This is a genomic window from Acinetobacter sp. X9 (assembly GCF_054889255.1).
In genome coordinates this window covers 2,685,214-2,706,711 of sequence record NZ_CM142679.1, presented here as the reverse complement: position 1 = coordinate 2,706,711, position 21,498 = coordinate 2,685,214, and the positions used below count along the sequence as shown (strand labels likewise).

Below are 21,498 nucleotides of genomic sequence, written 5' to 3'. Positions count from 1 at the left end.
CACTTGAACACAAAGCGATGATATTTTTCTTGAATAAAATGAATAAGCTTTGTATTCTTACGCACATGGAAGCGTGGCAGAGCGGTTTAATGCACCGGTCTTGAAAACCGACGAGGGTGTGAGTCCTCCGTGAGTTCGAATCTCACCGCTTCCGCCAAATTCGAAAAGCTCCTGTTAATAGCAGGGGCTTTTTTTTATTTATTGTTTATCACTCAAATCAATTTTAATTTGCAAGTCTAATATGTTGATGCTAATCAGCATGATCAACAGATAACGAATTTCTGTGAACTCGCATTCAAGTGCCAAGATGTGCCATATGCCAAAAGGAAAATAAGCTTTCCAGTCACTATATTTGCTATGACTGGTAGATAACCATCTGCTGTGTATAAGATTTTAATTACAAGCTCTAATACTCAAAATCTGACGATTTAATTCAATAACAATTAAAGCGCAGATTCTAGAGCTGTTAGAGCCTGTTTTTTTATTTAACGGTTGTGAGCAACATAATGTTGAGGAAAGATTTAGCTTTTGAGCGAAAGTGTGTACATGGGCTCTCATCAACTAGAGAGGTGGCCATGATACCTTCGAGAGAAGCAAATATGATTTCAGCCATGTCTCGCTCTGTTTCAATAGTTTGAGGTGATTCTTTTTTTGCTTGGCATAAAGTATCTTCTAACCAATCGATATTCTGTTTGGCGAATAACCTCAATTCACTTACACATGGCTCTTGTTGGAAAGAGGCTTCTCTCACCATTACCATATATAAGCATAGACGTTTTTCGTCGTTCAGCATCTCGGCGAAAAGTTCAGAATACGCATGCAGTTTTTGGGTTAAGCCATTCAGTTTTTCAATTTCCTGTAATCGGTAGAATTGCTCTTCTCTGTAGTGTTGAAGTGCAGATCGTGCCAGATCATCTTTAGACTCAAAATGGTAGTAGAGACTAGGCGCCTTTATTTGTAAGCAGTCAGCGATTTGTCGCATGCCTAGTCCGCTGAATCCATGCTGTTGAAACAGATGAATTGCGGCTCCTAGTATTTTTTCTCGCGTCAAAGGTGTATGGTTTTTTGTAGAGGATGTCATAATATTATTCCGTCAGTTCAATACCGCCATGATGAGTAATGAACAAGAGAGTGTTCTCTACGGCAAATGCCTTATGTTCGTCAGTACCTTGAACTTGTAACACATCTCCAGCCTGCATTTCGACATCATTGAAGCGAATCACACCTTCTAAAACAATGATCTGTTCCCATCCAATATGAGTGTGTTTGGGAAAACTTGTTCCAGCCTGAAATTTTGCTAAATAGCTTTCAATACCATCTTCACTAATCCAAGTTCGACAGGTTTGAACTCATGGGATATTACTATCAGTCCAAGTGCGATCTTTTTGACTAACTAAAATCATTTATAACTTCTTAGATAATTGAATTTTAAACAATCTAACTAACGTTTGTTAGAAAGTCAATGTGAACTAAATTTTTAGTGAAGAATAGTAGATATTTATGAGTGTTTTTATGGAGTGATCTCAGAGATATTTGAACAAATTGCTAGATTCTATGACTTAAGTTCGTAAAGTTTTTCTTAAATAATAGATTGAAGACTTCCAGAACTTTATACTAACAAAATTAGGGGGAGAGCGTTCTCTGGTTAATCTTAAAAAGTATTGAGATATAGTATTTTAAAATGTTGATATAAATGGCATTCAAGTTCTACTTAAGTGTAATAGGGTATTTTTTTAAGATTGTTTTGGTTCGGGAAAAGTTATATTTAGGTCTACCTAAAATAATAAGAGAATAATTTTTCATCATTGAGTTTTAATTGGTATTAATTAGTTTATATTTATAATATGCTTTTTAGTAAATTTTATCTAAAAAATTATTTGAATATATATTGTATTTTCTCATCAAATCATTACAGTAGATATTGTTAAGCTCTAATTTTTACTATTTCAGGCTCAGTGGTTTTCACTAGACCCATTTCAAATTTTTGGAATGGGTTTTTTATTATAAAAATTTTAAAAATGTCTTTTGAAAATTTATTTTGTCTCAGCCTAACTAACTGGTCAGATTAAAATCAATTCGTAAAGTATTTAGTAAGGATGAGGTGATCAGCGTTACCTATAAAGATGTGCAATATCGAGTTGATGATTGGTTATATTTGAACATGAAATTAATAAAACCAGTAGATTTACTGGTTTTACTTTAGGTAAATATTATTTAACACTTGCCGTAACCATTACTTCTACTAATACTTGCGGACGTGCCAAATCTGCTTGAATAGCCGCGCGCGCTGGTGCTGCTCCATCTGGTAACCATGCTTCCCAACATTCATTGAACACTGCAAAATCTTTGGCAATATTTTTAATCCAAATTTGTGCAGTTAAAATACGGCTTTTATCACTACCAGATTGTTCCAGTAAAGCATCAATTTTTGCCAGAACTTCTAAAGTTTGCTGCTTGGCATCAGCATCTAAATTCGTTGGAACTTGACCGGAAACATACACTAAACCGTTATGAAGCACGCAACCTGATAAACGTGCATTCGTATCAATACGTTGAATATCATGACTCATTTTATTTCTCCAGAGATAAACCATCTAATATAATTGGCGAGGTTGCTTGGCTAATTAACTGACTAATGACCATGGCACAACCAGCAGCTAATGTGAAACCTAAACTACCTTGGCCAATATTTGTCCATAAATTCAAATATTTCGTACGACCCAAAATGGGTAAACCTGTAGGGGTGGATGGACGTAAACCACTCCATTCTTGTGCAGTATTTACACCCAATAAATCGGGAAATGTTTTTCGTACCGTATCTTTCAATGCATTTATTCGCTCTTTTCGAATGTAGATATCTTGATAGCCAATATCGACCATTGCGGCAATACGAAGCTGATTCCCCAATTTTGCATATACAATTTTATTTGCATAATCGGTTACGCTCATATTGGGTACAACGTTGGCTTTTTCTGGGAATGGTAGAGTTAGGCTATATCCTTTTAATGGATAAACTGGGACTGAAATACCTACCATATTAAAAAGTGCAGTACTGCCATTGCCTGCAGCAACGACAAATTCATCTGCTTTTATACGTTCTTGATTTGTTTCAATCGCAGTAACTCTATTATTTTCTACAAAAAAATCTGTCACTTCATGTGCATATAAACATTTGAAGTTACTACTCTTTTCTAGTGCTTTATACAAAGCTAAACAAAATTTGTAGCAATCTGCTGTTTCATCATCTGGTGTATAAATTGAACCCACTAATGTAGATCCAATACCTTTCAATGCAGGTTCAAGTTGAACGGTTTCTTCCGGTGAAAGCACTTTTTGTACAGTTGGATCTATCGTTAATGCTGCTTTTTTAAATGCTTTTTCATTGCGATGAATAATCATTTTTCCTGATTTTACCCAGTCAAAATCATCAATTTCATCACGCCATTTAGACATAATACTTTGACTATATAGGGATAACCGTAAAATATGATTGCCGTTCACAATATTGTCTTTACGATTACATGCCATGAGGAATTGGAATAACCAAGACCATTGAAGAGGTGAAAAATTCAATTTAAAGTTTAAAGGCGAATGGGCTTTTCCTAACCATTGCAGCGCCTGAAATGGAACGCCTGCATCCGCTAAAGGTGCAACATAGCGATAACTGAGTTGACCACCATTTGCAAAACTTGTCTGGCAACCAATCTGGTCTTTTTCTTCAACTATTGTAACTTTATGACCTGCTTGAATAAGTGCATAGGCCGTACTTAAACCAATGACTCCACCACCAATGACAACGACATGTTTTTTCATTCTTCCATGCTATATTTGCAACACACATTTGTATTAAAGAAGAAGAAAAAGGGTTAAACAAATGAGTTTTTACATAGTACTCATAACTTTTGGTTAATTGATGGCGTCATCGAAGCAATTTCTCTTTTAATCAATTCAATAAAATCTTCAGTCGCTTTGGTCGTACTTACATTGGCATTTTTTAAAATATAAATTGTGGTATATAAACTTGGTTTTATTTCATGAATCATATGATTTGGTAAGGAGTGTGCAGCAGTATAAATATCGGTAATGCTACACCCTAAACCTTCGCGTACCAGTTCACTCGCCATATAGTAAGTTTGTACATTCACAATACTTTTATTAAATGTTCTGTACTTTTTTACGACTTGCAGGAGGGAATCTGAGTAGGGTTGAATCCACCTGTTTTCATCAATTAAATGAATATCTTGATTTGAATCAATAGGCTGAGAATCAATATAAACCAGAGGAATTTCTAGAACAGGTGTGGCAATAATGCCATGCTGAGTATGGGGCTGGAACGTCACCGCAATATCAATTTCACGTCTTAATAATTTTTGCTCTAATGCTTGAGTATGATCTGTGCCAATATTGACAAAAACATCAGGGTATTTTTTTAGAAATTTTGCAGTTAATTTGGGAATGAGGCTCAAACCTAAACTGGGTAAACATCCGAGTGTGATTTGACCTTGAGTATTTCTTGCCAAATTATCCGTCAACTTATTTAGTTCATTTATTTTTTCATAAATTGGCTTAATTTCATCATATAAAATATAGGCTTCTTTCGTGGGTTGTAATTTCCCTTTGACCCGTTTAAATAGAGCAAAACCAAGGCGTTGCTCTGCATGTTTTAGTAATTTACTGGCTGCTGGCTGTGAAATGCATAACGATGACGCTGCTTCTGTGAGTGAACCAAAAAGCATGACTAAATAGAATATTTCTAGGTGTCGAAGATTCATAAATGAGCACATAACTATTAGTTATAGGTAATCTATTAGAATTCATTATTTAATGTCAATGAACCCTTGTAAATTGGTGTGAAATTCAATGCCCAATGATCAAGGAGTGATACATATGTCAGTTGAGCAATCTTCTATAACAATACCAAATATAAGGACACCTAAAAATATTGCCCTTATCACCATTATTATTCTTAGCTTTGCTTTAGCATTTTATGCAAAAGGCCTACCAGTAGAGGAGGTCGGTTTAATTGGGTTATTGCCCATTTTTGCCTTGGCGCTCTTAACTGTTATTGGTCTCGATATTGTTCTGGCAGTTATTATTGCTATTGTCATTAGTGTGATCATGACATCCACCAGTGTATTTGAATTGGGTGGAATTCTTGCAAAGTCTACGGGCTCATTTATTGCGACTGTCGGTCTTATTATTATGTTAGGTGCTGGGGTTGGTGAAGTTGCCAACCGAACAGGTGCAGCGAAAGAATTGGTCAAATTTATTGTCAATAAAGTTGGGCTTTCAAGTATTCCTCGCGTCAAACTTGGCATCATGATTTCATCAGTTGTTATTTGTGGTTCATTGGGTACTATGGCAGGTGGTAATGCCATTATTGTTGCTGTCATTATTCCCATTGCTGCTGCAGTTGGTTTAACGCCGCCCACCGTTGCATTACTTTTGATGACAGCAGGTTCTGTCGGTCTTTTTATAGGACCTTTTACACCAAGTACAGTGACTATTTTAGAGTTGGGTGGCTTAACTTACCCGCAATATTTGAGCACTTGTGCCATACCTATGAGTGTTGTCACACTTCTCACAGGTTGGTTCATGTCTGGCTATATCCAAAAGTGGACTTTTGGAAAATATACCTATAATGAAAATTTCTCAGAACTTTCTGAAAAAATAGAAAGTGCCTCTGAATTGAAAAGAAGTAAACGTGCGGCGATTGTATTTATTGGCACAATTATCGTGATGGCAATTCTTGGAATTATTTTTAAAGCAGGCTTTAGTTTTGCAATTATTGTGATGCTTACTGTTGCCACATTAACTGGGTTAGTGGCGGGGTTTAGTCCTAAACAAATTTTGGAAGCACTCTATGAGGGATGTGGTAAATTAGTCTGGATGTTTATTCTTTACTGGTTATACAATCCAATTTTAGTTCTTGTTGAAAAACTTAATGCTTACCAAACACTATTAGATAATGCGACACCGTATTTGGTCGACTTAAGTCCTGCTATGCTGTGTTTTGGTATTTTCTTATTTAATATTGTGGGGCATATTCCAGGGGCAGCTGTTGCACAAATGACCTTTACCAATAAAATTTTTGGACCAATTTTACTGGCAAATGGCGTTCCACCTGTTGCGGTTACAGCAGTTTTATTATCAAGTTCCCAAGTAGACTGGTTTGGTCCTTTTCCATCTTCTGATATGTTTGGTCAAATGGGCTTAGCACGTTCAAGTCAACTGAAATACATGCTTTATGGTGGTTGGGCCATAGTGATCGCAAATATTCTACTCTTTGCAGTATTGTTTCAGATTTTGAATTAGCCCCTACAAATTAAAGCTATTTCTTATTTAAATAAATTTCAAAAGCCTCTTAATCTAGAAAGTTTAAGAGGCTTTATTTTTACGACGATAACAACTTAGCCCAAGCTAAGTAAGATTTCAAAATTTAATCTATTCGCTTTTAATAAGAAGAGAACTCTTTACAGTCCAATCTAATCAATATTTTTAAAAATTATAATTTCTGATATTTTTTAAAAGGTAATGATCTTTATTTTTCTCAATTATGAAATTAAAGTTAGTTTTTCGCATGGAATTTTTTTTTAAGGTTTGGACTATTTCATAGGGAATAGGAGAATATTTCTTAATACCATTAATTTCATAAAACCCTTTCGACTTTCCATTATCTGTTTTTATACCATCTAACTCTCCATAAACTATTGTGAGTTCTCTTTTATATTCCATTAAAAAACGCCAAATCGATGATGAATAAAAGCTATAAGGTTTGGAAATTTCATCCTTAAACTCATTTCCATATATTTTTTTGACTGCTTGATCTGAATATATCGCTGGACATAACAAAATCAATCGATCAATTTGAAATTTTTTAGCTAAATTAATTGCAATATAACCACCTAAGCTATATCCAATAACGATATCCACTTTTTTTAGAAGACTATAAAAAACCATACTTTCATGGATGTTTTGATATACGGATGATTTCGTTTCACTCGTGTTATTTAAGCCACTTAAATTGAATGAAAGCGTTCCAATATTTTTACTTCTAAGCAGATTTTCTAAAGGACTTAAAGAGCTCAAATCAGAGTTGCCGCCATGTATCAGTAAAGCTATTTTCTGTGGAAAACCATCACAATAATTAAATTTAGCTTCTAATTCATAAGTACCAAAATCATGGAGAAAGAAGAAAGAATTTTCATTTTCAGTAGGATCATTTTTTAGCTTATGTATTGGAAAATTTGTTAGATTAAAAATAGGATTAGAAAAATATCTATCTACAATCGATATCATGTCTTGCGTTTCCATAACTCATAATTCCTATTAATCGTGTTAATAAGATTCGTTTGTATAAAGTACAATTGAAATAATGATTACTTCATAATTTTATTTTAAAAGTATAGCTCATAGAATTTTAATAAATAAAAAATCTGCTTAAAAATTAGAAATTGAACCAGAGGCCTAGGCCTATCTAAAAGATATATTCTGTATAGATTTGCCAATGCAACCAATAAAACTCAAATGTTATATTTATTTTTGTCTCTAGGTCATTGGTTTATTTAAACTTTGCCATATTTATTAAAAGATAGAACTATGTTGATATAAAAAAACCTTGATTAAAAATCTGTTTTATAACTTTTATAGACTTATTTAATACTTAATGCTGTGAAGTTTTTACCTACATGATCTAAAAGAGTTTTTAGAAGCAATATTATATCCAAAATAGTTATTTTCGTTAAGTTTATGCAACAGCGATTTAGCTACCAAGAATATGTAAGTAATAGGATAAAAATGTTAGAAACTGATGTTTTAATTGTTGGAAGTGGTCCTGCTGGTTCTTCTGCTGCACTTATGTTAAGTACTTATGGAATCAGAAATATCATAATAACTAAATATAGATGGCTGGCGAACAGTCCGCGTGCTCATTATATCAGTCAAAGAACAATGGAAGTTATTCGAGACTTGGGGATATCTGATGAAGTAATAGCGAAAGCAGCACCCAAGGAAGTTATGGGAGATGTTGTTTATTGCACATCTTTAACGGGTGATGAAATTGGACGCTTTCCTTATGGAATGAATCATCCAGAAAGAATGTCAGAGTATGCTAAAGCAAGTCCTTGTGAACAGTGCGATCTTCCTCAACATCTATTTGAACCTATTTTACTTTCAAATGCAGCATCACGAGGGAGTCATCCAAGATTTGATACGGAATACTTATCTCATGTACAAGATGAAAACGGCGTAACCGTCACTGTTTTAGATAGATTAACTAAACAAACATACTTAATTCGTTGTAAGTATTTAATTGGAGCTGATGGTGCAAGTAGCCAAGTCGTAAAAGATTTAGATTTACCTATGGCAGGTAAAATGGGGAAAAGTGGCAGTATCAGTATTATTTTTAAAGCCGATTTAACAAAATACGTTTCACATCGACCGGGATACCTGTGGTGGATTATACAACCTGGAGCAAACATTGGTGGGATTGGCCTAGGATTGTTGCGTATGGTCAGACCTTGGAATGAATGGCAGATTGTCTGGGGATATGACATTGAAAAAGAAGAACCATCTCTTACCGATGATGAGGCGATTGCAATTTGCAAGCAGCTTATTGGTGATAACGACATTGAAATAAACATAAGTAGTAAGTCGTTATGGACAGTAAATGAAATGTATGCAGAGCAATATTCGAAAGGTCGAGTGTTCTGTATTGGTGATGCTGTCCATCGTCACCCACCTTCGAATGGATTAGGTTCAAACTCATCTATACAAGACGCTTATAACTTATGTTGGAAATTAGCATTTGTATTAAATGGCAAAGCGGGTAGTGGTTTATTAGACAGTTTTAATGAGGAAAGAGCACCTGTTGGTGAGCGAATTGTTAAACGAGCAAATCAAAGTGTTAGAGAGTTCTCTACAATATTTTCTGCTTTAGAGTTAGATGGAAAGTACAGTACAGAGACGATGCAAGGAAGTATAAATGCCTTAAGCGAAGGTAATGAAAAAGGTGCTGTTAAACGCCGTGATTTAAGATCTGCAATTGAATATAAAGCTTATGAATTTGCTGCCTTAGGCGTAGAAACTAACGTACGTTATCATTCATCTGCAATTATTGGGGCAGAACATAATATTGAAAATGAATTAGATTCTAGTAGAGATGAAGATCTTCATTATTATCCTTCATTTACCTCTGGCCATAAACTCCCTCATGTATGGCTAGTCAAAAATCATAAAAAAATATCAACCTTAGACTTAATCGGAAATGGAAAGTTTACGCTGTTCTGTTGGTTACAAGGTGACAAATGGAAGTGGGTTGTAGACCAACTTAATAACCAGCTCAACTTGGATATTAAAGTTATACAGGTAGGTCCAAAAAGAGACGTTGAAGACTCTTATGGAGAACTTTCTCGCTCTTGGGGTAATGATGAAAATGCTTGCATTATGATCAGACCAGACGGCTATATTGCTTGGCAAAGCAACAAAATTGAATCGGCGGAAAATGAATTGCACAAAGCAATGACATCAATACTTAGTTTGAATTAGGATTTCACCGCTTCCGCCAAATTCGAAAAGCCCCTGTTAAAAGCAGGGGCTTTTTTATATCTATTATTTTACCCCTCATTCTACCCCACATAAAAATTTGGATTGCGTTAGACAGATTTTGATTTCAGTTTAATTTTATATTGTGTAGTTAATGCACCATCATAATGGTCAATATCTTGTAATTGTTTGATGAATTCTTTCGGGGCAACTATTGCTGCTATATGTATAATTATGGGTAGAATAGCTCCTTATAATACTAATCCCTTTGCATCACTAACTTGCAAAGTAAAATTGACTGATATGTACCAAATTTAAATTAAGAGATATGGATAATTCATGAATTTAATAAATCACTGTAGTAAGTTATTTCTTGCAATTTTTCTTATGATAAATCTTTCAAATACGTATGCAGCAAAAATACAGGCTGTAGATGCTGAAGTACAGGAGAGTGCTGGAGACGCAATGGAAGCTGCTGGAGCAGAAGCTGTAGAGGCTGGTGGAGGGGAGACTGCATGCCGTGCTGACGAGGCGTGTGATGTTGTATCTGCTGTTTCTGAGGATGAAATGTACGGTGGTATTCAACAAGAATATGTCGTAAAAGGCTGTAAGGTAACAATCTACAACGATGGGCCTGTGAAAATGGTTAATGTAAAGACGGATCAACCATGTGATGCTCCACTTCCTAAAGACCATAAATTTTCTAGATAGACTTTGTGAGCCTATAAATTATTTTGTGCGCCTTTCTGTTTTTTCTCAAAATCATGAACCATTTGAATACGCTCTTTGGTTGCAGGATGAGAGGATAAAGTATCAAGAACAGCTGTAGATAACTTATTAGCTGAAGATTCTTCTTGAGAAGTTGGTGGGTTGGACTGATTTTTTTTATCGATACCTTCTTCTGTTGTATCGCTTAAACGCTGTAAGAAATTTGCGAAGTGCGAGACTTCGATATGTTTCCTATCCATTAGCTGTAAAGCATATAGATCGGCTTCGGACTCAAATTTACGTGAGTAATTTGCACCAATCATAGCAGCTGGTAATGACGTAAATAAGTCTGAACTATCTCCTGTCATTGCAATGTATAATATACTTAAGCCTAAACTAGTTAACCCTTGTTGCAAACTATGGCGATAAACCAAATGGCCTTGTTCATGGGCTAATACGCCTAAGATTTCCTGATTCGTATGTGCCAATTTGATCAGTTCATCTGTGATAATAATCGTATTATTGGGTAGCGCTACAGCATTTGCCCCTAACTGATTACCTTTACGGAAGACTAATTTGGCTGGTTTGTTTTCAGCAACAGTATTCAAATACTGTTTAGTAATTTGATCTTTTTGAGTTTGTGCTAATTGGCTGGTTGCAGTCCAATTATTTAATACATAATTCTCGGCTTCATCACCTAATTTCTTTAAAGTATTCTCAGGTAACTGAAAAGCAAGATAATGGGACGTTGCTGGAACCCCCCATTTGACTAGACTGATCGCAAAAGTAATCACAAAAATTACACTAAAAAGAATAAGACCCGGAGAGCGTTCAAATTTCCAGATCGAATGTTGAACCTTTTTAGTTGTGTAATTAAACCATTCAGGTAATGCACTATGAAATTCAATCCGTGCATCATCAGATAATTCAATTACTGGGTGTAACTGTCCCAGCGCACCAATCAATTTCATATCAGTATATTGATAATGACGCTGAAGTTCTAATTGTTCACCATACCGAATTAGAACTTCAGATTCAGATTGAGCTGAAATCTGAGCAGGGTATGGTTTAGACACTAGGCCATCATAGAAAGTGATATCTACTGCGTGGGACATAAATTATTAAACTCAGATTGTTATAAAGAGATGTCGATATCAAAAATATCACTGATTTCTTCAGCTAAAGCACTTTGTTCTTGTTGAGCTAGATTCATCATTTGATCTGGATCATCTAATAAAATTAAACTCATCGATTCAATCTGGTATTTATGAATACGAACTGCAGCCCAAGCAGACATTAAACCTATTGTTAAGATTTTTACAATCCAGTTCGATGCTACAATCCATGCAAAACGCCATTGGTTACAGTCTGTTTTAAATTGACTGTTTCCAACTGTAGTATTGTTCCATGTCGTAATAAAAATACGTGCAGCAATTAATGGATAAATAAATAATCCAATAAATGCATATACCGTAAATATTCCGAAGAATATAGCGTTTGGTGAGAACCCAGAAATTGTTCCTGCCATAGCAAAGTAAATGATTGAAAAAATAGCAATTATACCAATTGCAATAAAAACTGGTATATAAACTGCAGCCATATATGCAGACCATTTCGCGTTTAATTTAAAATTTAATTGTCCAGCATATAAGTTGTTAAGATAATATTTTTTATATAGCCAAATAGCTACAGGTGTAAAGATTCCTAAAGTAAAAATATATACCAATATACTCAAAAGAAAGACTTTATAAGATTCTTTTATTGTTCCACCAAAATAAAAACGTGCGTTGCCGAACTTACTATTTCTTGCAGTAAAACGCAAAGTAGCACGAATTAGCCAAGGTACTGCTGCATATAATGCAACTAGTCCAACCACAGTCGCAATCATTGAATACTGTGATGAAATTGCAAATATGACGTAAATTCCTAATGCAATTAAACGTCCAATCAAAATCTTGGTTGGAATGCCTGTAAAATCAAAGCGGCGTTCAAAAAATTCTGTATTACCATAGAAATAGCGTAAGCGACGAACTTTAGCCCAAGGCGCATATAAGCTTAAGGTAATAATAGTCAAAAGAATATTAACGATCCAGATTCCAAAATATTCTGAGGCATTCCCATGAAACTTAAAATGATGAATTCCTGAGTGTGAAATTGGTGGAGTAGTAATATTTTGCTCCTCATTTACATCTTGAGGAAGAGAGGTTAAAGCTTGGTCTTGCATTTTATTCTCTTTATTGAAAATATATGATCTTGATTGAATGTAATAGATAATTAGAAAACTATTGAGAATATTATATGTTTTTTATAAATTGAAATAAATAGAATGAAAAGCAAGCAACTATTTTACCATTATATTCTTATTGAGTTGTTTCGAGCAGAAAGCTTATCGCGAGAAGTATAAATAATAGGTTCAAAGGCATCGGTGACTTATTGTGATTGTAAATTTAGTAGTAATTCTAAGAAAAACTTTCTACATCATTAATTTCATCATTTACCATTTTTTATATTCTAATCTTACCTGTTAAAACTAATATATCTATATAAAATTCAATCCCGTTATAAACCCCAATTTAACAATAACTCATTGATTATTTATCCTTACTTTTTAATGATCTAATTTAAAACAAATGTCATTTTGTGTGCTTGACTGTAAGAGAGTTGAATACTATTCTTCGCATGCTGGCCACATTGCCAGTCGGTTGTCGCAGACCGGGAAAACAAAGTCGATATGCAAAATTCTTATTTTGTGTGTCGGGAACTCGTTCGCCCCCTTTTTCTCTACGGTAGGGCGGAAGGGGGACACCTTCGGGTGTGCTGGTTCCTTTGTTTCCAGTCTGCGAACCCCCTTTCGTTCTGCCACCATAATTTTAATGATTTGGCAGAACTCCCAAAATCAGGAGTTGGCTATGCACATCCATTATTTCTTGGTACTCAGTGCCAAAAGCTATAACGACACCACTTAAAAATTTACAGCAGCTTGGAGTCTATAAGGTTTTCAGGCTTTAGTCATTTTTACTTAAAACTTAGCAAAACAAAACTTGAGATGTGCCAAGCACCATCTTACGGCTTTGCTGTGCCTTTTTTTCTCCCAGAAAGGGCACAGGCTTTTTATCTCATTTAGAAACAACAAGAATTTATAACGGTAAAACTATGCCAACTTTAGAAATATCTTCCAAAAAATTACAGGTGGTTCAAACCGCTATCCAACTTTTTACCACGCATGGATTCCATAATGCAGGCGTAGACCTGATTATCAAAAAATCCAAAATTCAAAAAGCCACGTTTTATAACTACTTTCACTCAAAAGAACGTCTTGTTGAAATGTGCTTAATCTTTCAAAAAAGCCGACTCAAAGAAGAAGTTCTGGCAATTGTCTATTCACATCGCTACCCAACCGCAGCCGATAAACTCAAAGAAATTGTCCGCTTACATGTCGATGTTAATAGCCTTTACCATCTTTTGTTTAAAGCCATTTTTGAACTAAAACTGCTTTATCCTCGAGCTTACCGCATGGCGATTGAATATAGAAAATGGCTACTTAAAGAGCTTTTTGATTTGATATTTAGTCTAGAAAGTTGTGGCTTAAAACCTGATGCAAACATGATTTTATTTATGATTGATGGCGCAATCATCCAACTTTTAGATCCTAATAAAGCGGAGGAAAGGGAGAAGTTGTTGGATTACTTTTTAAATGCTTTGGAACGAAGTTTGGTGACTGTATGAATAGGAGTATAAAAATTATATTAGTTATATTAATAATATATTCTATATCAATAATTATATTATTTAACTTTTATTAATTTGTGCTTAAGCTCTTGTAATTGTAGTGATTTATTTTTACTTTTTTATGGAATGGTATTTTGTAAGATATTGATTTTTAATTTTATTACATACATTCTAGGAAGTTATTATTTGTAAAAGGGTAGATTTGAAAATAGACAAATCTGTCTATTTTTTATAAAATATAGTAGTTTATAACTCAGATTTATAAAAAAGTGATGTTTAATAATATCTTTCAAATTTTAGAGAATTTTGGTTTTCTCTCAAAACATCGTTCGGTATACCTTCAATTTTCAGATGCATCCCTGAATAGTCAAGTTTTTTTACAACGTATAGATGGGCAACATTATCTTAATCAGGGCATAACTGCAGATTTGATTTGTTTATCAACCAATGCTCACCTTCCACTTAAAAAATTTATAGGTGTACAGGTTGCTGTTGATCAGGTGACAGATCAAGGACAATTATTTCGTACTACAGGTATTATTACTGGAGCATCACAGGGGCAAAGTGATGGTGCTCTAACTTTATATAAGCTCACAATAAGTGATTCAACTTATCTTTGGCATAAACGCAGAAATAGCCGTGTGTTTATGAACAAGAGTGTGAAAGAAATTAGTGAAATTCTTTTTCAAGAATGGCAAGGGAAAAGCCCATTATTTGCTGCTAGCCTTACACTAGATTTGAGTGGGTTAAAACAGCAATATGATACTCGTCCTTTCGTTATGCAGTTGAACGAAACTGACTATGACTTTCTAACTCGTTTATGGCGAAGTGAAGGTATTAATTGGCTGATTGATGAAGCGGAACTGATTGTACCGAATAATACAGATCATATTCAGGCACAAAAATTACGTCTCATTGATGATAATAACCAATTTCAAGCGCTGACAAGAAGAACGGTTCGTTACCATCGAAGTCATGCAACTGAACAGTTTGATAGCATGACTAGTCTAATCGCTGGTCGTAGTTTACAGCCGACTTCTGTGTATGTGCAGCGTTGGCAGTCAGATGTATTACAACAAACAGATGGGGCTGGCAATGTACAAAGTAAACATCAACATAGCAGTAATTATGACAATCAGAGTTTAAGTCTTGAAGATGCTTGGCATTTTAGCCCAGCATGGATGCAAGATTTGAAAGGTGAAGATGGTGCAACACCAGCAAGTGGTCAGCAGCTAGAAAAGTTCAATCAAAACTTAAGTGTTTATCATGATGCTCAATCTAAGCAGTTTGTTGCTCAAACTACTGTACGGGATACACAAGTCGGCTATTGGTTTGAACTTAATGAGCATCCGGAAATTGATCTACATAGTGGAGCAGACAAAGAGTTCTTAATTATTGGTAAGAGTTACTACAATCAGAACAATTTACCCAAAGATTTAAATCAGCAAATTCAAGCTTTGGTTCAACAAAGCGATTGGCAGATGGGTAACACAGAAGAACGTCAGGGTAATGAACTGATTTTACTACGCCGCAATATTAAAATTGTGCCTGAATATCAACCATTACAAAATCGGCCTAAAGCTTCTCCTCAACGTGCGCGTGTCGTTGGTCCAGCGGGTGAAGAGATTTATGTTGATCAATGGGGACGTATTAAAGTTCGTTTCTTGTTTACAAGAAGTGATGACCATAACCACGATGGTGGAGCGGGAAGTAATGACAATGACACTGATTCGGCTTGGGTCGATGTTTTAACCCCTTGGGCTGGAAAGGGGTATGGTGTACGTTTCTTGCCACGTGTTGGAGAAATCGTTGCTATTAATTTCTTTGATGGTAATGTCGATCGCCCATTTGTAGTTGGATGCATTCACGAGGCCGAACGTCATCCAACCCGGTTTGACCAGAAAGGACAGTTACCCGATACCAAAAAACTAAGTGGGATTCGTTCAGAAGAGGTGGGTGGAAAAGGCTTTAACCAGTTACGACTTGATGATACGACTGGGCAAATTAGTGCACAGTTACAAAGTAGTCATGCTGTTAGTCAGTTAAACCTTGGTAATTTGAGCCATCCGAAAGAAAGTGCGACAAGTGAAGGTCGTGGTGAGGGGTTTGAACTCAGAACAGATCAATGGGGGGCTATTCGAGCTGGTAGTGGTTTACTCATTACTACTCATAAACAGGATCAAGCCCAAGGTGTGCATCTTGATGCAAATAATGCCGAACAACAAATAGAGGGTAGCCTCAACAATGCCAAAGCACTTAGTGAAGTTGCTAAAAATCAGCAAACCGATCCATTAGAAGTGCTTGAAAATCTAAAAACTTTTTTAGAACAAATTGAACAGCAAGATAAAGATAAAGCAGCTGTATTTAAGCAAGCTATTATGGTGTTAAGTGCACCAAATAGCGTGGCTATAGCCAGTAACGAAGATATACATTTAAGTGCAGATGGCCAATTAAGCCAAAGTGCTGGAGATAGTATTAATTTAAGCACTCAAAAAAACATAATTGCACACGCACAAAATAAGATCAGTCTTTTTGCAGCCCAACAGGGAGCTAGGCTCTATGCGGGTAAAGGGAAAGTTGAGATACAAGCCCAAGCTGACGGAGCAGACTTAATTGCACGTAAAGGCGTTCAGATTATTTCTACAGAAGATCGAATTGAAATTACTGCCTCTAAAGAAGTTGTAATCACATCTGGTGGTTCCCAAATTAAGATCAATAGTTCGGGAATTTTCCCCGTCACAGGAGGGAAGTTTGAGGTGAAAGCTGGGCAGCATTTATTTACTTCTGGAGCAAGTGTGAGTGCAAATACTCCACAGTTACCTGTGTTGGGAGAGCTAAATCAGCATAATTTGCGGTATCTTTTGAAAGATAAAGAAGGTATTCCGTTTGCTCATCATAAATATATTGCTTTTATGCCAAATGGGAAAAAGCTGGAAGGTATCACTGATGAGAATGGATATACTCAGTTAATTAAAACAGTACGTCCAGAAGAAATATCTATCCACTTGTATAACAATGAAGAAATTAATATAGATTAGCCATGACAAAATTCTATCCATACGTTGTCTTAAAAACAAATGTTAGCCCTAAGTTGTTAAAATATAATATTTATATATACAACACAGTACTTAACCAAGCTGAGACAGCTATTCTTTTTAAAGATACTGCTTTTAAGAAAATAGGTAATGAGCTCTATCAAACTAAATCGATTGAAATTGATAGTTCAAAAATAGGGTTAGAAAGACTAAGAGATTGTGTGATTATTCTTAATTTATATCGACTAAGTACTTCTGGGCAAGAAAGTTTAGTAATGAGTCGCTATATTATTCCAGATAAAATTGAATCTTATCCTTACCAAAATCATGAAAAGAATAAAAATATTCCCGTAACAAAATACGTTGAGTCTACCGCTGTCACTAAAGTTGTTAAAGGTGATGTTTCTAAAAATAATTTTGAACTCGCTTTAAATCGAAATCGAATTTTCCAGTGTATCGACCCTGGGTGTAAACCTGGAGAGCCTAAAGATCCTTTTTCTAAGGCCCAAATTGAAGCAGGTTTGCAATCGAGATTAAATGAGCCACTGCCAAACCAAGATTTTACATCATTATGTGGACCAGCAGCTTACTTTTTTTGTCTAATAAACTTAAGTCCCTCTAGATATAAATTAGCAGTAAAACAGCTATGGGAGAAAGGTCAAACAGAAATTGGGAAGCTTGTGATTAAACCATCATTGGATGGAAGCAGGCGTGTAAAGAATTATTTTCATATAAAAAGTGGTGATCCCAAAATTCCTCCAATTGATTGGATCACGCTTGCAAGCTTACGCGAGTCTGAAAATATTATTTTAACACTGAAAGATCCGTCTCAAGAAGTTGCCGGAATTACACCTTGGCCCGAATTGAGTAGCTGGTTTAAAAAAACAGGCTTTAAAGGAGTGAAAGCTTACCCCTTTTATTTTAATGGTTATAGCCCTAGTTTAATAAGTGAAATTAACCGATACGCTGGAGATGGTTATTATGTAATTACCTTAATATCGGCTAGTCTTCTTAGTCGTGGCAGTAGCTCTGGTACTCAAAGTTTTCCAGATCACTGGATTGTTTGGACTGATAAATTAAGAGATACAAAAGGACAGCCGATAACAAGTTCTTCAGATCCTTATAAATCCGAAGTTCGACTGAAAATGTTTACGTGGGGGGAGAATACCCAAAGACTCGGTGCAGGCATATCTCTATATAATTTCGAAAAGAAAGTATTTTTTGCTTTAATTGTTAAAAAGGAGAAATTCTAATGAAAATTAAACTTATCGCTATTTTCTCAATTTTATTGATGCTTACAGGTTGTGGTAAAAAATATACGATTACTCCTGATAGTTTGCCAATAGCTCACGTTAATCAAGAATACAAACAAACTATAGAAATATCAGGAGGAAAAGTTGTCGATCATTATGCTAAATTAGAAACAAATATTCCTAAAGAATTAGGAATAACAGTTCAACCTGCTAATGATCTAGATGGTTATAATGTTATTGAGGTCAAGGGAACTCCAAAGTATAAAGGTACATTTACAATTCATATTTGGGTCGGATTTTATGCTGGTGGCGATAATGAAATCGATAAAACCTATGCTTTTACAGTTCAGTAAAAAGAGACCTTAACTTTTAATAAGTGAAATTTCTATCCATTTAACAGGAAGAAGAGAGCCTAATAGTGGTGAAATCTAAAAACTATATTTGCTCTATTATTTTCTCAATTTTATTGATGCTTACAGGTTGTGGTAAGAAATATACTATAACTCCTGATGTGCTTCCAACAGCTCATGTGAATCAAGAATATAAACAACTCATTCATATTTCTGGAGGTAAGGTTGTAGATAAAAATGCTGAATTAACTACAGATATACCAGAGGATCTTGGTATCACAGTCAAGCCAGAAAATGATTTATCGAGATACAATATTATAGAAATTAAAGGAAAGCCAAAATATGAAGGAACTTACAGTATAAGTATTTATGCTGACTTTTTTGGCGGTGGTAATAATGAAATCAAAAAAACCTATACTCTTAAAGTTGAGAAATAAATATTTTAAATTTTAAGAAGTTCCAAAATTAACTTAGTACTCTTCCCAAAAAAATAGTCTATTATTTATAGGCTATTTTTATTTGTAATTTTTATCAATGCAAATTTAACAATAAATTTTAATATTTGAAAGCTTGCTTAGTCGCGGTAGTTAATTACGAAAAAAGTATTTTTTGCTTCAATTGTTAAAAAGGAAAAATTCTAATGAAAATTAAACTTATTGCTATTTTCTCAATATTATTGATACTTACAGGTTGTGGTAAGAAATATACGATTACACCTGATGAGTTACCCGTTGCTCATGTCAATCAGAGATATTATCAAGTGATTCATATTTCAGGTGGTAAAGTCGTTGATACAGATCAGCCATTGAACACAAATATTCCTGAAGATTTAGGAATAACAGTTCAACCTGCTAATGATCGAGATGGTTATAATATTATTGAGGTCAAGGGAACCCCAAAGTATAAAGGTACATTTACAATTCATATTTGGGCTGGTTTTTATGCAGGGGGGAATAATGAGATCAATAAAACTTATAATTTTACAGTTCAATAAAAGAGATTTAACCTGTAATAAGTTATATGAAATTTCTATCCATTTAACAGAAAGAAGATGGTCTAATGATGGGGAAATCTAACAACTATATTCGCTCCATTATTTTTTCAATTTTACTGATACTTACAGGCTGCGGTAAAAAATATATGATTACACCTGATGTGCTTCCAACAGCTCATGTGAGTCAGGAGTATAGACAACTTATTCAGATTTCTGGAGGTAAAGTTGTAGATAAAGAGGCTGAATTAACTACAGATATACCTGATGATCTGGGTATTACAGTTAAGCCAGAAAATGATTTATCTAAATACAATATTATTGAGATCAAAGGAAAACCAAAATATAAGGGAACATTTTCTATAAAAATTTGGGCTGGGTTTCATGGTGGGGGAAGCTCTGTAATTGAAAAAACCTATACTTTTAAAGTTGAATGAAAAGAAACATCATTTAGTATCTATACTTTTATGTGCGCTTTTATAGAAAACTTAAAAATATAGTAATACATGGTATTTTAATTATGTTTGATGGTGCTAATTTTGTAGGACTTGCAGCAACAATAAAGACTTGATAAATAATTGAATTATGGCTTCTTATTGCTGAGTTAACTATATATTCCTTTATTATTTTGAGCCAAACAACTTGTTTGGCTCATATTTTGAGGTTAATCCCTATCTATTCAGACTGAGCTAAGTCACGTTCACGGCATGATAATTCATAATAATTACCTTTTGGCAGAGAACGAATTTTAAAGCCATAGTAATCACTCGTCGACTCTATAGGAGCGACACTACATTGATTTGTTTTCGCAAATTTTTCAATCAATTTTAAATTAGAAGTTTGCTTAAATATGGCTCCCCAACCTTCACTCACACAACAGCCCACATATTCAGACATATATTCATCTGAAATGAGTACAACGTTTTGTCCCATAAATTCATAAGGCTTTTTCAGTTTGTATATATCGTTATAGTCTGCTCGTGAAATATTAGGTTTCTTGGCTAAAAAGCCTTTTTGTTTGAGTATTTGGAACTTTAAAAAATTCTGAGGCCCAGTACCAAGTCCTCTATAAACCGAATTATTATCTTCTGCAAAGCTATATGAGCTAAGCATACTGACTAAACTTAAAAATAATATTTTTCTCATTTTAAATTTCAAAAGTTATATGAGGCCGTAATTCTTTCATATCTTATGAGTAGCGTAAAGTAAATGACTGATTTTTACAGTCTACACATAAAATATAGTGTCGATAATAGTTTGTTATTAAATTAAGTTTTCTTTGAATTAGATGAGGTAAGAGAGGGAGGAAAGCAATCAAAAATGCTTACTTTCCTTACTTTAAAATAAATTAAACCTGAGCTTAATTTATATAAATATTACTTCTTTTGCTTAAAACGGTATTTACATTTTAAACAGCGATAATCTTGAAAAATATTCTTGTCGATTATTACGCCAGCTTTCTTACCAAAAATATTACCAACTACACCGCCAGTAATTCCTGCACTAATGGCACCAACAAAAGTTCCTACAGTTCCGCCAACAATTACACCTAAAGGACCAGCAACAGTACCAATAGCTGCTCCAACAGTAGCACCAGTCGCAGCACCACCTACAGTGCCTGCCGTTGTGCCGGCAGCTGTGAGTAAAACACCGCCAGTTGTTCTAAGTAATTTGTCATGGTCACGTGCTTCAATTTCTGTAGAACCACACTTAGGACATTGCAGAGCTTTTTCCATAAAATTTCCTGTCTTTCATCATTGAGTGACACAGTTGAAGGCTAAATCAGTAAAGTGGGTAAAGAACCTGTCTTGCGATACAGTATCTTTTGCCTATTGAGTGATCGTAACGATAAACTGGTCTGTTTTGATTTTAGCTGAACATTGACACAA

At 34.7% G+C, this 21,498-nt stretch carries 20 protein-coding genes and 1 tRNA gene; 11 read left to right on the top strand and 10 right to left on the bottom strand.

Going from position 1 to position 21,498, the window contains the following annotated elements:
* Positions 1-67: 67 nt before the first annotated feature.
* Positions 68-157, top strand: a tRNA-Ser gene (locus ACYU0V_RS12845).
* A gap of 324 nt (positions 158-481) precedes the next feature.
* Here ACYU0V_RS12845 and ACYU0V_RS12840 read toward each other — a convergent pair.
* The 5 genes from ACYU0V_RS12840 to ACYU0V_RS12820 form a co-directional block, all read right to left on the bottom strand.
* Positions 482-1,081 carry a TetR/AcrR family transcriptional regulator gene (locus ACYU0V_RS12840; RefSeq protein WP_104075189.1) on the bottom strand — a complete coding sequence of 200 codons (600 nt, stop codon included), beginning with the start codon at positions 1,079-1,081 and terminating at the stop codon, positions 482-484.
* A 4-nt stretch (positions 1,082-1,085) separates the two neighbouring features.
* The gene (locus ACYU0V_RS12835; protein ID WP_461849947.1) at positions 1,086-1,313 is read right to left on the bottom strand and encodes a cupin domain-containing protein; all 228 of its coding nucleotides are present in this window, start codon (positions 1,311-1,313) and stop codon (positions 1,086-1,088) included.
* An 897-nt stretch (positions 1,314-2,210) separates the two neighbouring features.
* Positions 2,211-2,570, bottom strand: coding sequence for a RidA family protein (locus ACYU0V_RS12830; RefSeq protein WP_174725527.1), 360 nt, complete (start codon positions 2,568-2,570; stop codon positions 2,211-2,213).
* A gap of 1 nt (position 2,571) precedes the next feature.
* Positions 2,572-3,813, bottom strand: a complete 1,242-nt coding sequence (locus ACYU0V_RS12825) for a D-amino acid dehydrogenase (RefSeq protein ID WP_461847734.1) — start codon at positions 3,811-3,813, stop codon at positions 2,572-2,574.
* A gap of 80 nt (positions 3,814-3,893) precedes the next feature.
* Positions 3,894-4,772 carry a LysR family transcriptional regulator gene (locus tag ACYU0V_RS12820; RefSeq protein ID WP_334377896.1) on the bottom strand — a complete coding sequence of 293 codons (879 nt, stop codon included), beginning with the start codon at positions 4,770-4,772 and terminating at the stop codon, positions 3,894-3,896.
* A gap of 115 nt (positions 4,773-4,887) precedes the next feature.
* On the opposite strand from ACYU0V_RS12820, the gene ACYU0V_RS12815 reads away from it, so the two are divergent.
* On the top strand, positions 4,888-6,315 hold the full coding sequence (locus ACYU0V_RS12815; RefSeq protein WP_461847732.1) for a Na+/H+ antiporter NhaC family protein: 1,428 nt from the start codon (positions 4,888-4,890) through the stop codon (positions 6,313-6,315).
* 183 nt (positions 6,316-6,498) lie between these two features.
* Here ACYU0V_RS12815 and ACYU0V_RS12810 read toward each other — a convergent pair whose 3' ends face one another.
* Positions 6,499-7,314 carry a YqiA/YcfP family alpha/beta fold hydrolase gene (locus ACYU0V_RS12810; protein ID WP_461847731.1) on the bottom strand — a complete coding sequence of 272 codons (816 nt, stop codon included), beginning with the start codon at positions 7,312-7,314 and terminating at the stop codon, positions 6,499-6,501.
* Positions 7,315-7,749: 435 nt separating this feature from the next.
* On the opposite strand from ACYU0V_RS12810, the gene ACYU0V_RS12805 reads away from it, so the two are divergent.
* Positions 7,750-9,546: an FAD-dependent oxidoreductase gene (locus tag ACYU0V_RS12805; protein WP_461847729.1), complete on the top strand. Its 1,797-nt coding sequence runs from the start codon at positions 7,750-7,752 to the stop codon at positions 9,544-9,546.
* Between the two features lie 384 nt (positions 9,547-9,930).
* Positions 9,931-10,254 (top strand): hypothetical protein, encoded by a 324-nt coding sequence (locus ACYU0V_RS12800; RefSeq protein WP_461849946.1) that lies wholly within the window; start codon positions 9,931-9,933, stop codon positions 10,252-10,254.
* A gap of 11 nt (positions 10,255-10,265) precedes the next feature.
* Here the strand turns inward: ACYU0V_RS12800 and ACYU0V_RS12795 are convergent, their stop codons facing one another.
* The gene (locus ACYU0V_RS12795; RefSeq protein ID WP_447512095.1) at positions 10,266-11,366 is read right to left on the bottom strand and encodes a M48 family metallopeptidase; all 1,101 of its coding nucleotides are present in this window, start codon (positions 11,364-11,366) and stop codon (positions 10,266-10,268) included.
* A gap of 20 nt (positions 11,367-11,386) precedes the next feature.
* On the bottom strand, positions 11,387-12,475 hold the full coding sequence (locus ACYU0V_RS12790) for a YjgN family protein (RefSeq protein ID WP_461847727.1): 1,089 nt from the start codon (positions 12,473-12,475) through the stop codon (positions 11,387-11,389).
* Positions 12,476-13,404: 929 nt separating this feature from the next.
* On the opposite strand from ACYU0V_RS12790, the gene ACYU0V_RS12785 reads away from it, so the two are divergent.
* The 7 genes from ACYU0V_RS12785 (at position 13,405) to ACYU0V_RS12755 (ending at position 20,046) form a co-directional block, all read left to right on the top strand.
* Positions 13,405-13,977, top strand: coding sequence for a TetR/AcrR family transcriptional regulator (locus ACYU0V_RS12785; RefSeq protein WP_069031566.1), 573 nt, complete (start codon positions 13,405-13,407; stop codon positions 13,975-13,977).
* Positions 13,978-14,252: 275 nt separating this feature from the next.
* Positions 14,253-17,018 carry a type VI secretion system Vgr family protein gene (locus ACYU0V_RS12780; protein WP_461847725.1) on the top strand — a complete coding sequence of 922 codons (2,766 nt, stop codon included), beginning with the start codon at positions 14,253-14,255 and terminating at the stop codon, positions 17,016-17,018.
* Positions 17,019-17,020: 2 nt separating this feature from the next.
* Positions 17,021-18,268 (top strand): hypothetical protein, encoded by a 1,248-nt coding sequence (locus ACYU0V_RS12775; protein WP_347745562.1) that lies wholly within the window; start codon positions 17,021-17,023, stop codon positions 18,266-18,268.
* Positions 18,268-18,621: a hypothetical protein gene (locus tag ACYU0V_RS12770; RefSeq protein WP_309171505.1), complete on the top strand. Its 354-nt coding sequence runs from the start codon at positions 18,268-18,270 to the stop codon at positions 18,619-18,621. Before ACYU0V_RS12775 ends, ACYU0V_RS12770 begins: the two co-directional genes overlap by 1 nt.
* Positions 18,622-18,737: 116 nt before the next feature.
* Positions 18,738-19,055, top strand: coding sequence for a hypothetical protein (locus ACYU0V_RS12765; protein WP_347745574.1), 318 nt, complete (start codon positions 18,738-18,740; stop codon positions 19,053-19,055).
* A 203-nt stretch (positions 19,056-19,258) separates the two neighbouring features.
* Positions 19,259-19,612 (top strand): hypothetical protein, encoded by a 354-nt coding sequence (locus ACYU0V_RS12760; RefSeq protein WP_461847723.1) that lies wholly within the window; start codon positions 19,259-19,261, stop codon positions 19,610-19,612.
* Positions 19,613-19,677: 65 nt separating this feature from the next.
* The gene (locus ACYU0V_RS12755) at positions 19,678-20,046 is read left to right on the top strand and encodes a hypothetical protein (protein WP_227602349.1); all 369 of its coding nucleotides are present in this window, start codon (positions 19,678-19,680) and stop codon (positions 20,044-20,046) included.
* Between the two features lie 238 nt (positions 20,047-20,284).
* On the opposite strand, the gene ACYU0V_RS12750 is transcribed toward ACYU0V_RS12755, so the two are convergent.
* Together ACYU0V_RS12750 and ACYU0V_RS12745 are read right to left on the bottom strand one after the other, a co-directional pair.
* Positions 20,285-20,755 carry a hypothetical protein gene (locus ACYU0V_RS12750; RefSeq protein ID WP_063098376.1) on the bottom strand — a complete coding sequence of 157 codons (471 nt, stop codon included), beginning with the start codon at positions 20,753-20,755 and terminating at the stop codon, positions 20,285-20,287.
* 230 nt (positions 20,756-20,985) lie between these two features.
* Positions 20,986-21,345, bottom strand: coding sequence for a hypothetical protein (locus tag ACYU0V_RS12745; protein WP_002120526.1), 360 nt, complete (start codon positions 21,343-21,345; stop codon positions 20,986-20,988).
* Between the last annotated feature and the right edge of the window lie 153 nt (positions 21,346-21,498).

Coding starts and splice junctions, on each gene's coding strand:
- ACYU0V_RS12765 (WP_347745574.1), top strand. CDS start 18,738: ATGCTTACAGGTTGTGGTAAGAAATATACTATAACTCCTGATGTGCTT.
- ACYU0V_RS12825 (WP_461847734.1), bottom strand. CDS start 3,813: ATGAAAAAACATGTCGTTGTCATTGGTGGTGGAGTCATTGGTTTAAGT.
- ACYU0V_RS12760 (WP_461847723.1), top strand. CDS start 19,259: ATGAAAATTAAACTTATTGCTATTTTCTCAATATTATTGATACTTACA.
- ACYU0V_RS12755 (WP_227602349.1), top strand. CDS start 19,678: ATGATGGGGAAATCTAACAACTATATTCGCTCCATTATTTTTTCAATT.
- ACYU0V_RS12830 (WP_174725527.1), bottom strand. CDS start 2,570: ATGAGTCATGATATTCAACGTATTGATACGAATGCACGTTTATCAGGT.
- ACYU0V_RS12780 (WP_461847725.1), top strand. CDS start 14,253: ATGTTTAATAATATCTTTCAAATTTTAGAGAATTTTGGTTTTCTCTCA.
- ACYU0V_RS12785 (WP_069031566.1), top strand. CDS start 13,405: ATGCCAACTTTAGAAATATCTTCCAAAAAATTACAGGTGGTTCAAACC.
- ACYU0V_RS12820 (WP_334377896.1), bottom strand. CDS start 4,772: ATGAATCTTCGACACCTAGAAATATTCTATTTAGTCATGCTTTTTGGT.
- ACYU0V_RS12745 (WP_002120526.1), bottom strand. CDS start 21,345: ATGGAAAAAGCTCTGCAATGTCCTAAGTGTGGTTCTACAGAAATTGAA.
- ACYU0V_RS12815 (WP_461847732.1), top strand. CDS start 4,888: ATGTCAGTTGAGCAATCTTCTATAACAATACCAAATATAAGGACACCT.
- ACYU0V_RS12805 (WP_461847729.1), top strand. CDS start 7,750: ATGCAACAGCGATTTAGCTACCAAGAATATGTAAGTAATAGGATAAAA.
- ACYU0V_RS12840 (WP_104075189.1), bottom strand. CDS start 1,081: ATGACATCCTCTACAAAAAACCATACACCTTTGACGCGAGAAAAAATA.
- ACYU0V_RS12775 (WP_347745562.1), top strand. CDS start 17,021: ATGACAAAATTCTATCCATACGTTGTCTTAAAAACAAATGTTAGCCCT.
- ACYU0V_RS12810 (WP_461847731.1), bottom strand. CDS start 7,314: ATGGAAACGCAAGACATGATATCGATTGTAGATAGATATTTTTCTAAT.
- ACYU0V_RS12800 (WP_461849946.1), top strand. CDS start 9,931: ATGATAAATCTTTCAAATACGTATGCAGCAAAAATACAGGCTGTAGAT.
- ACYU0V_RS12750 (WP_063098376.1), bottom strand. CDS start 20,755: ATGAGAAAAATATTATTTTTAAGTTTAGTCAGTATGCTTAGCTCATAT.
- ACYU0V_RS12770 (WP_309171505.1), top strand. CDS start 18,268: ATGAAAATTAAACTTATCGCTATTTTCTCAATTTTATTGATGCTTACA.
- ACYU0V_RS12790 (WP_461847727.1), bottom strand. CDS start 12,475: ATGCAAGACCAAGCTTTAACCTCTCTTCCTCAAGATGTAAATGAGGAG.
- ACYU0V_RS12795 (WP_447512095.1), bottom strand. CDS start 11,366: ATGTCCCACGCAGTAGATATCACTTTCTATGATGGCCTAGTGTCTAAA.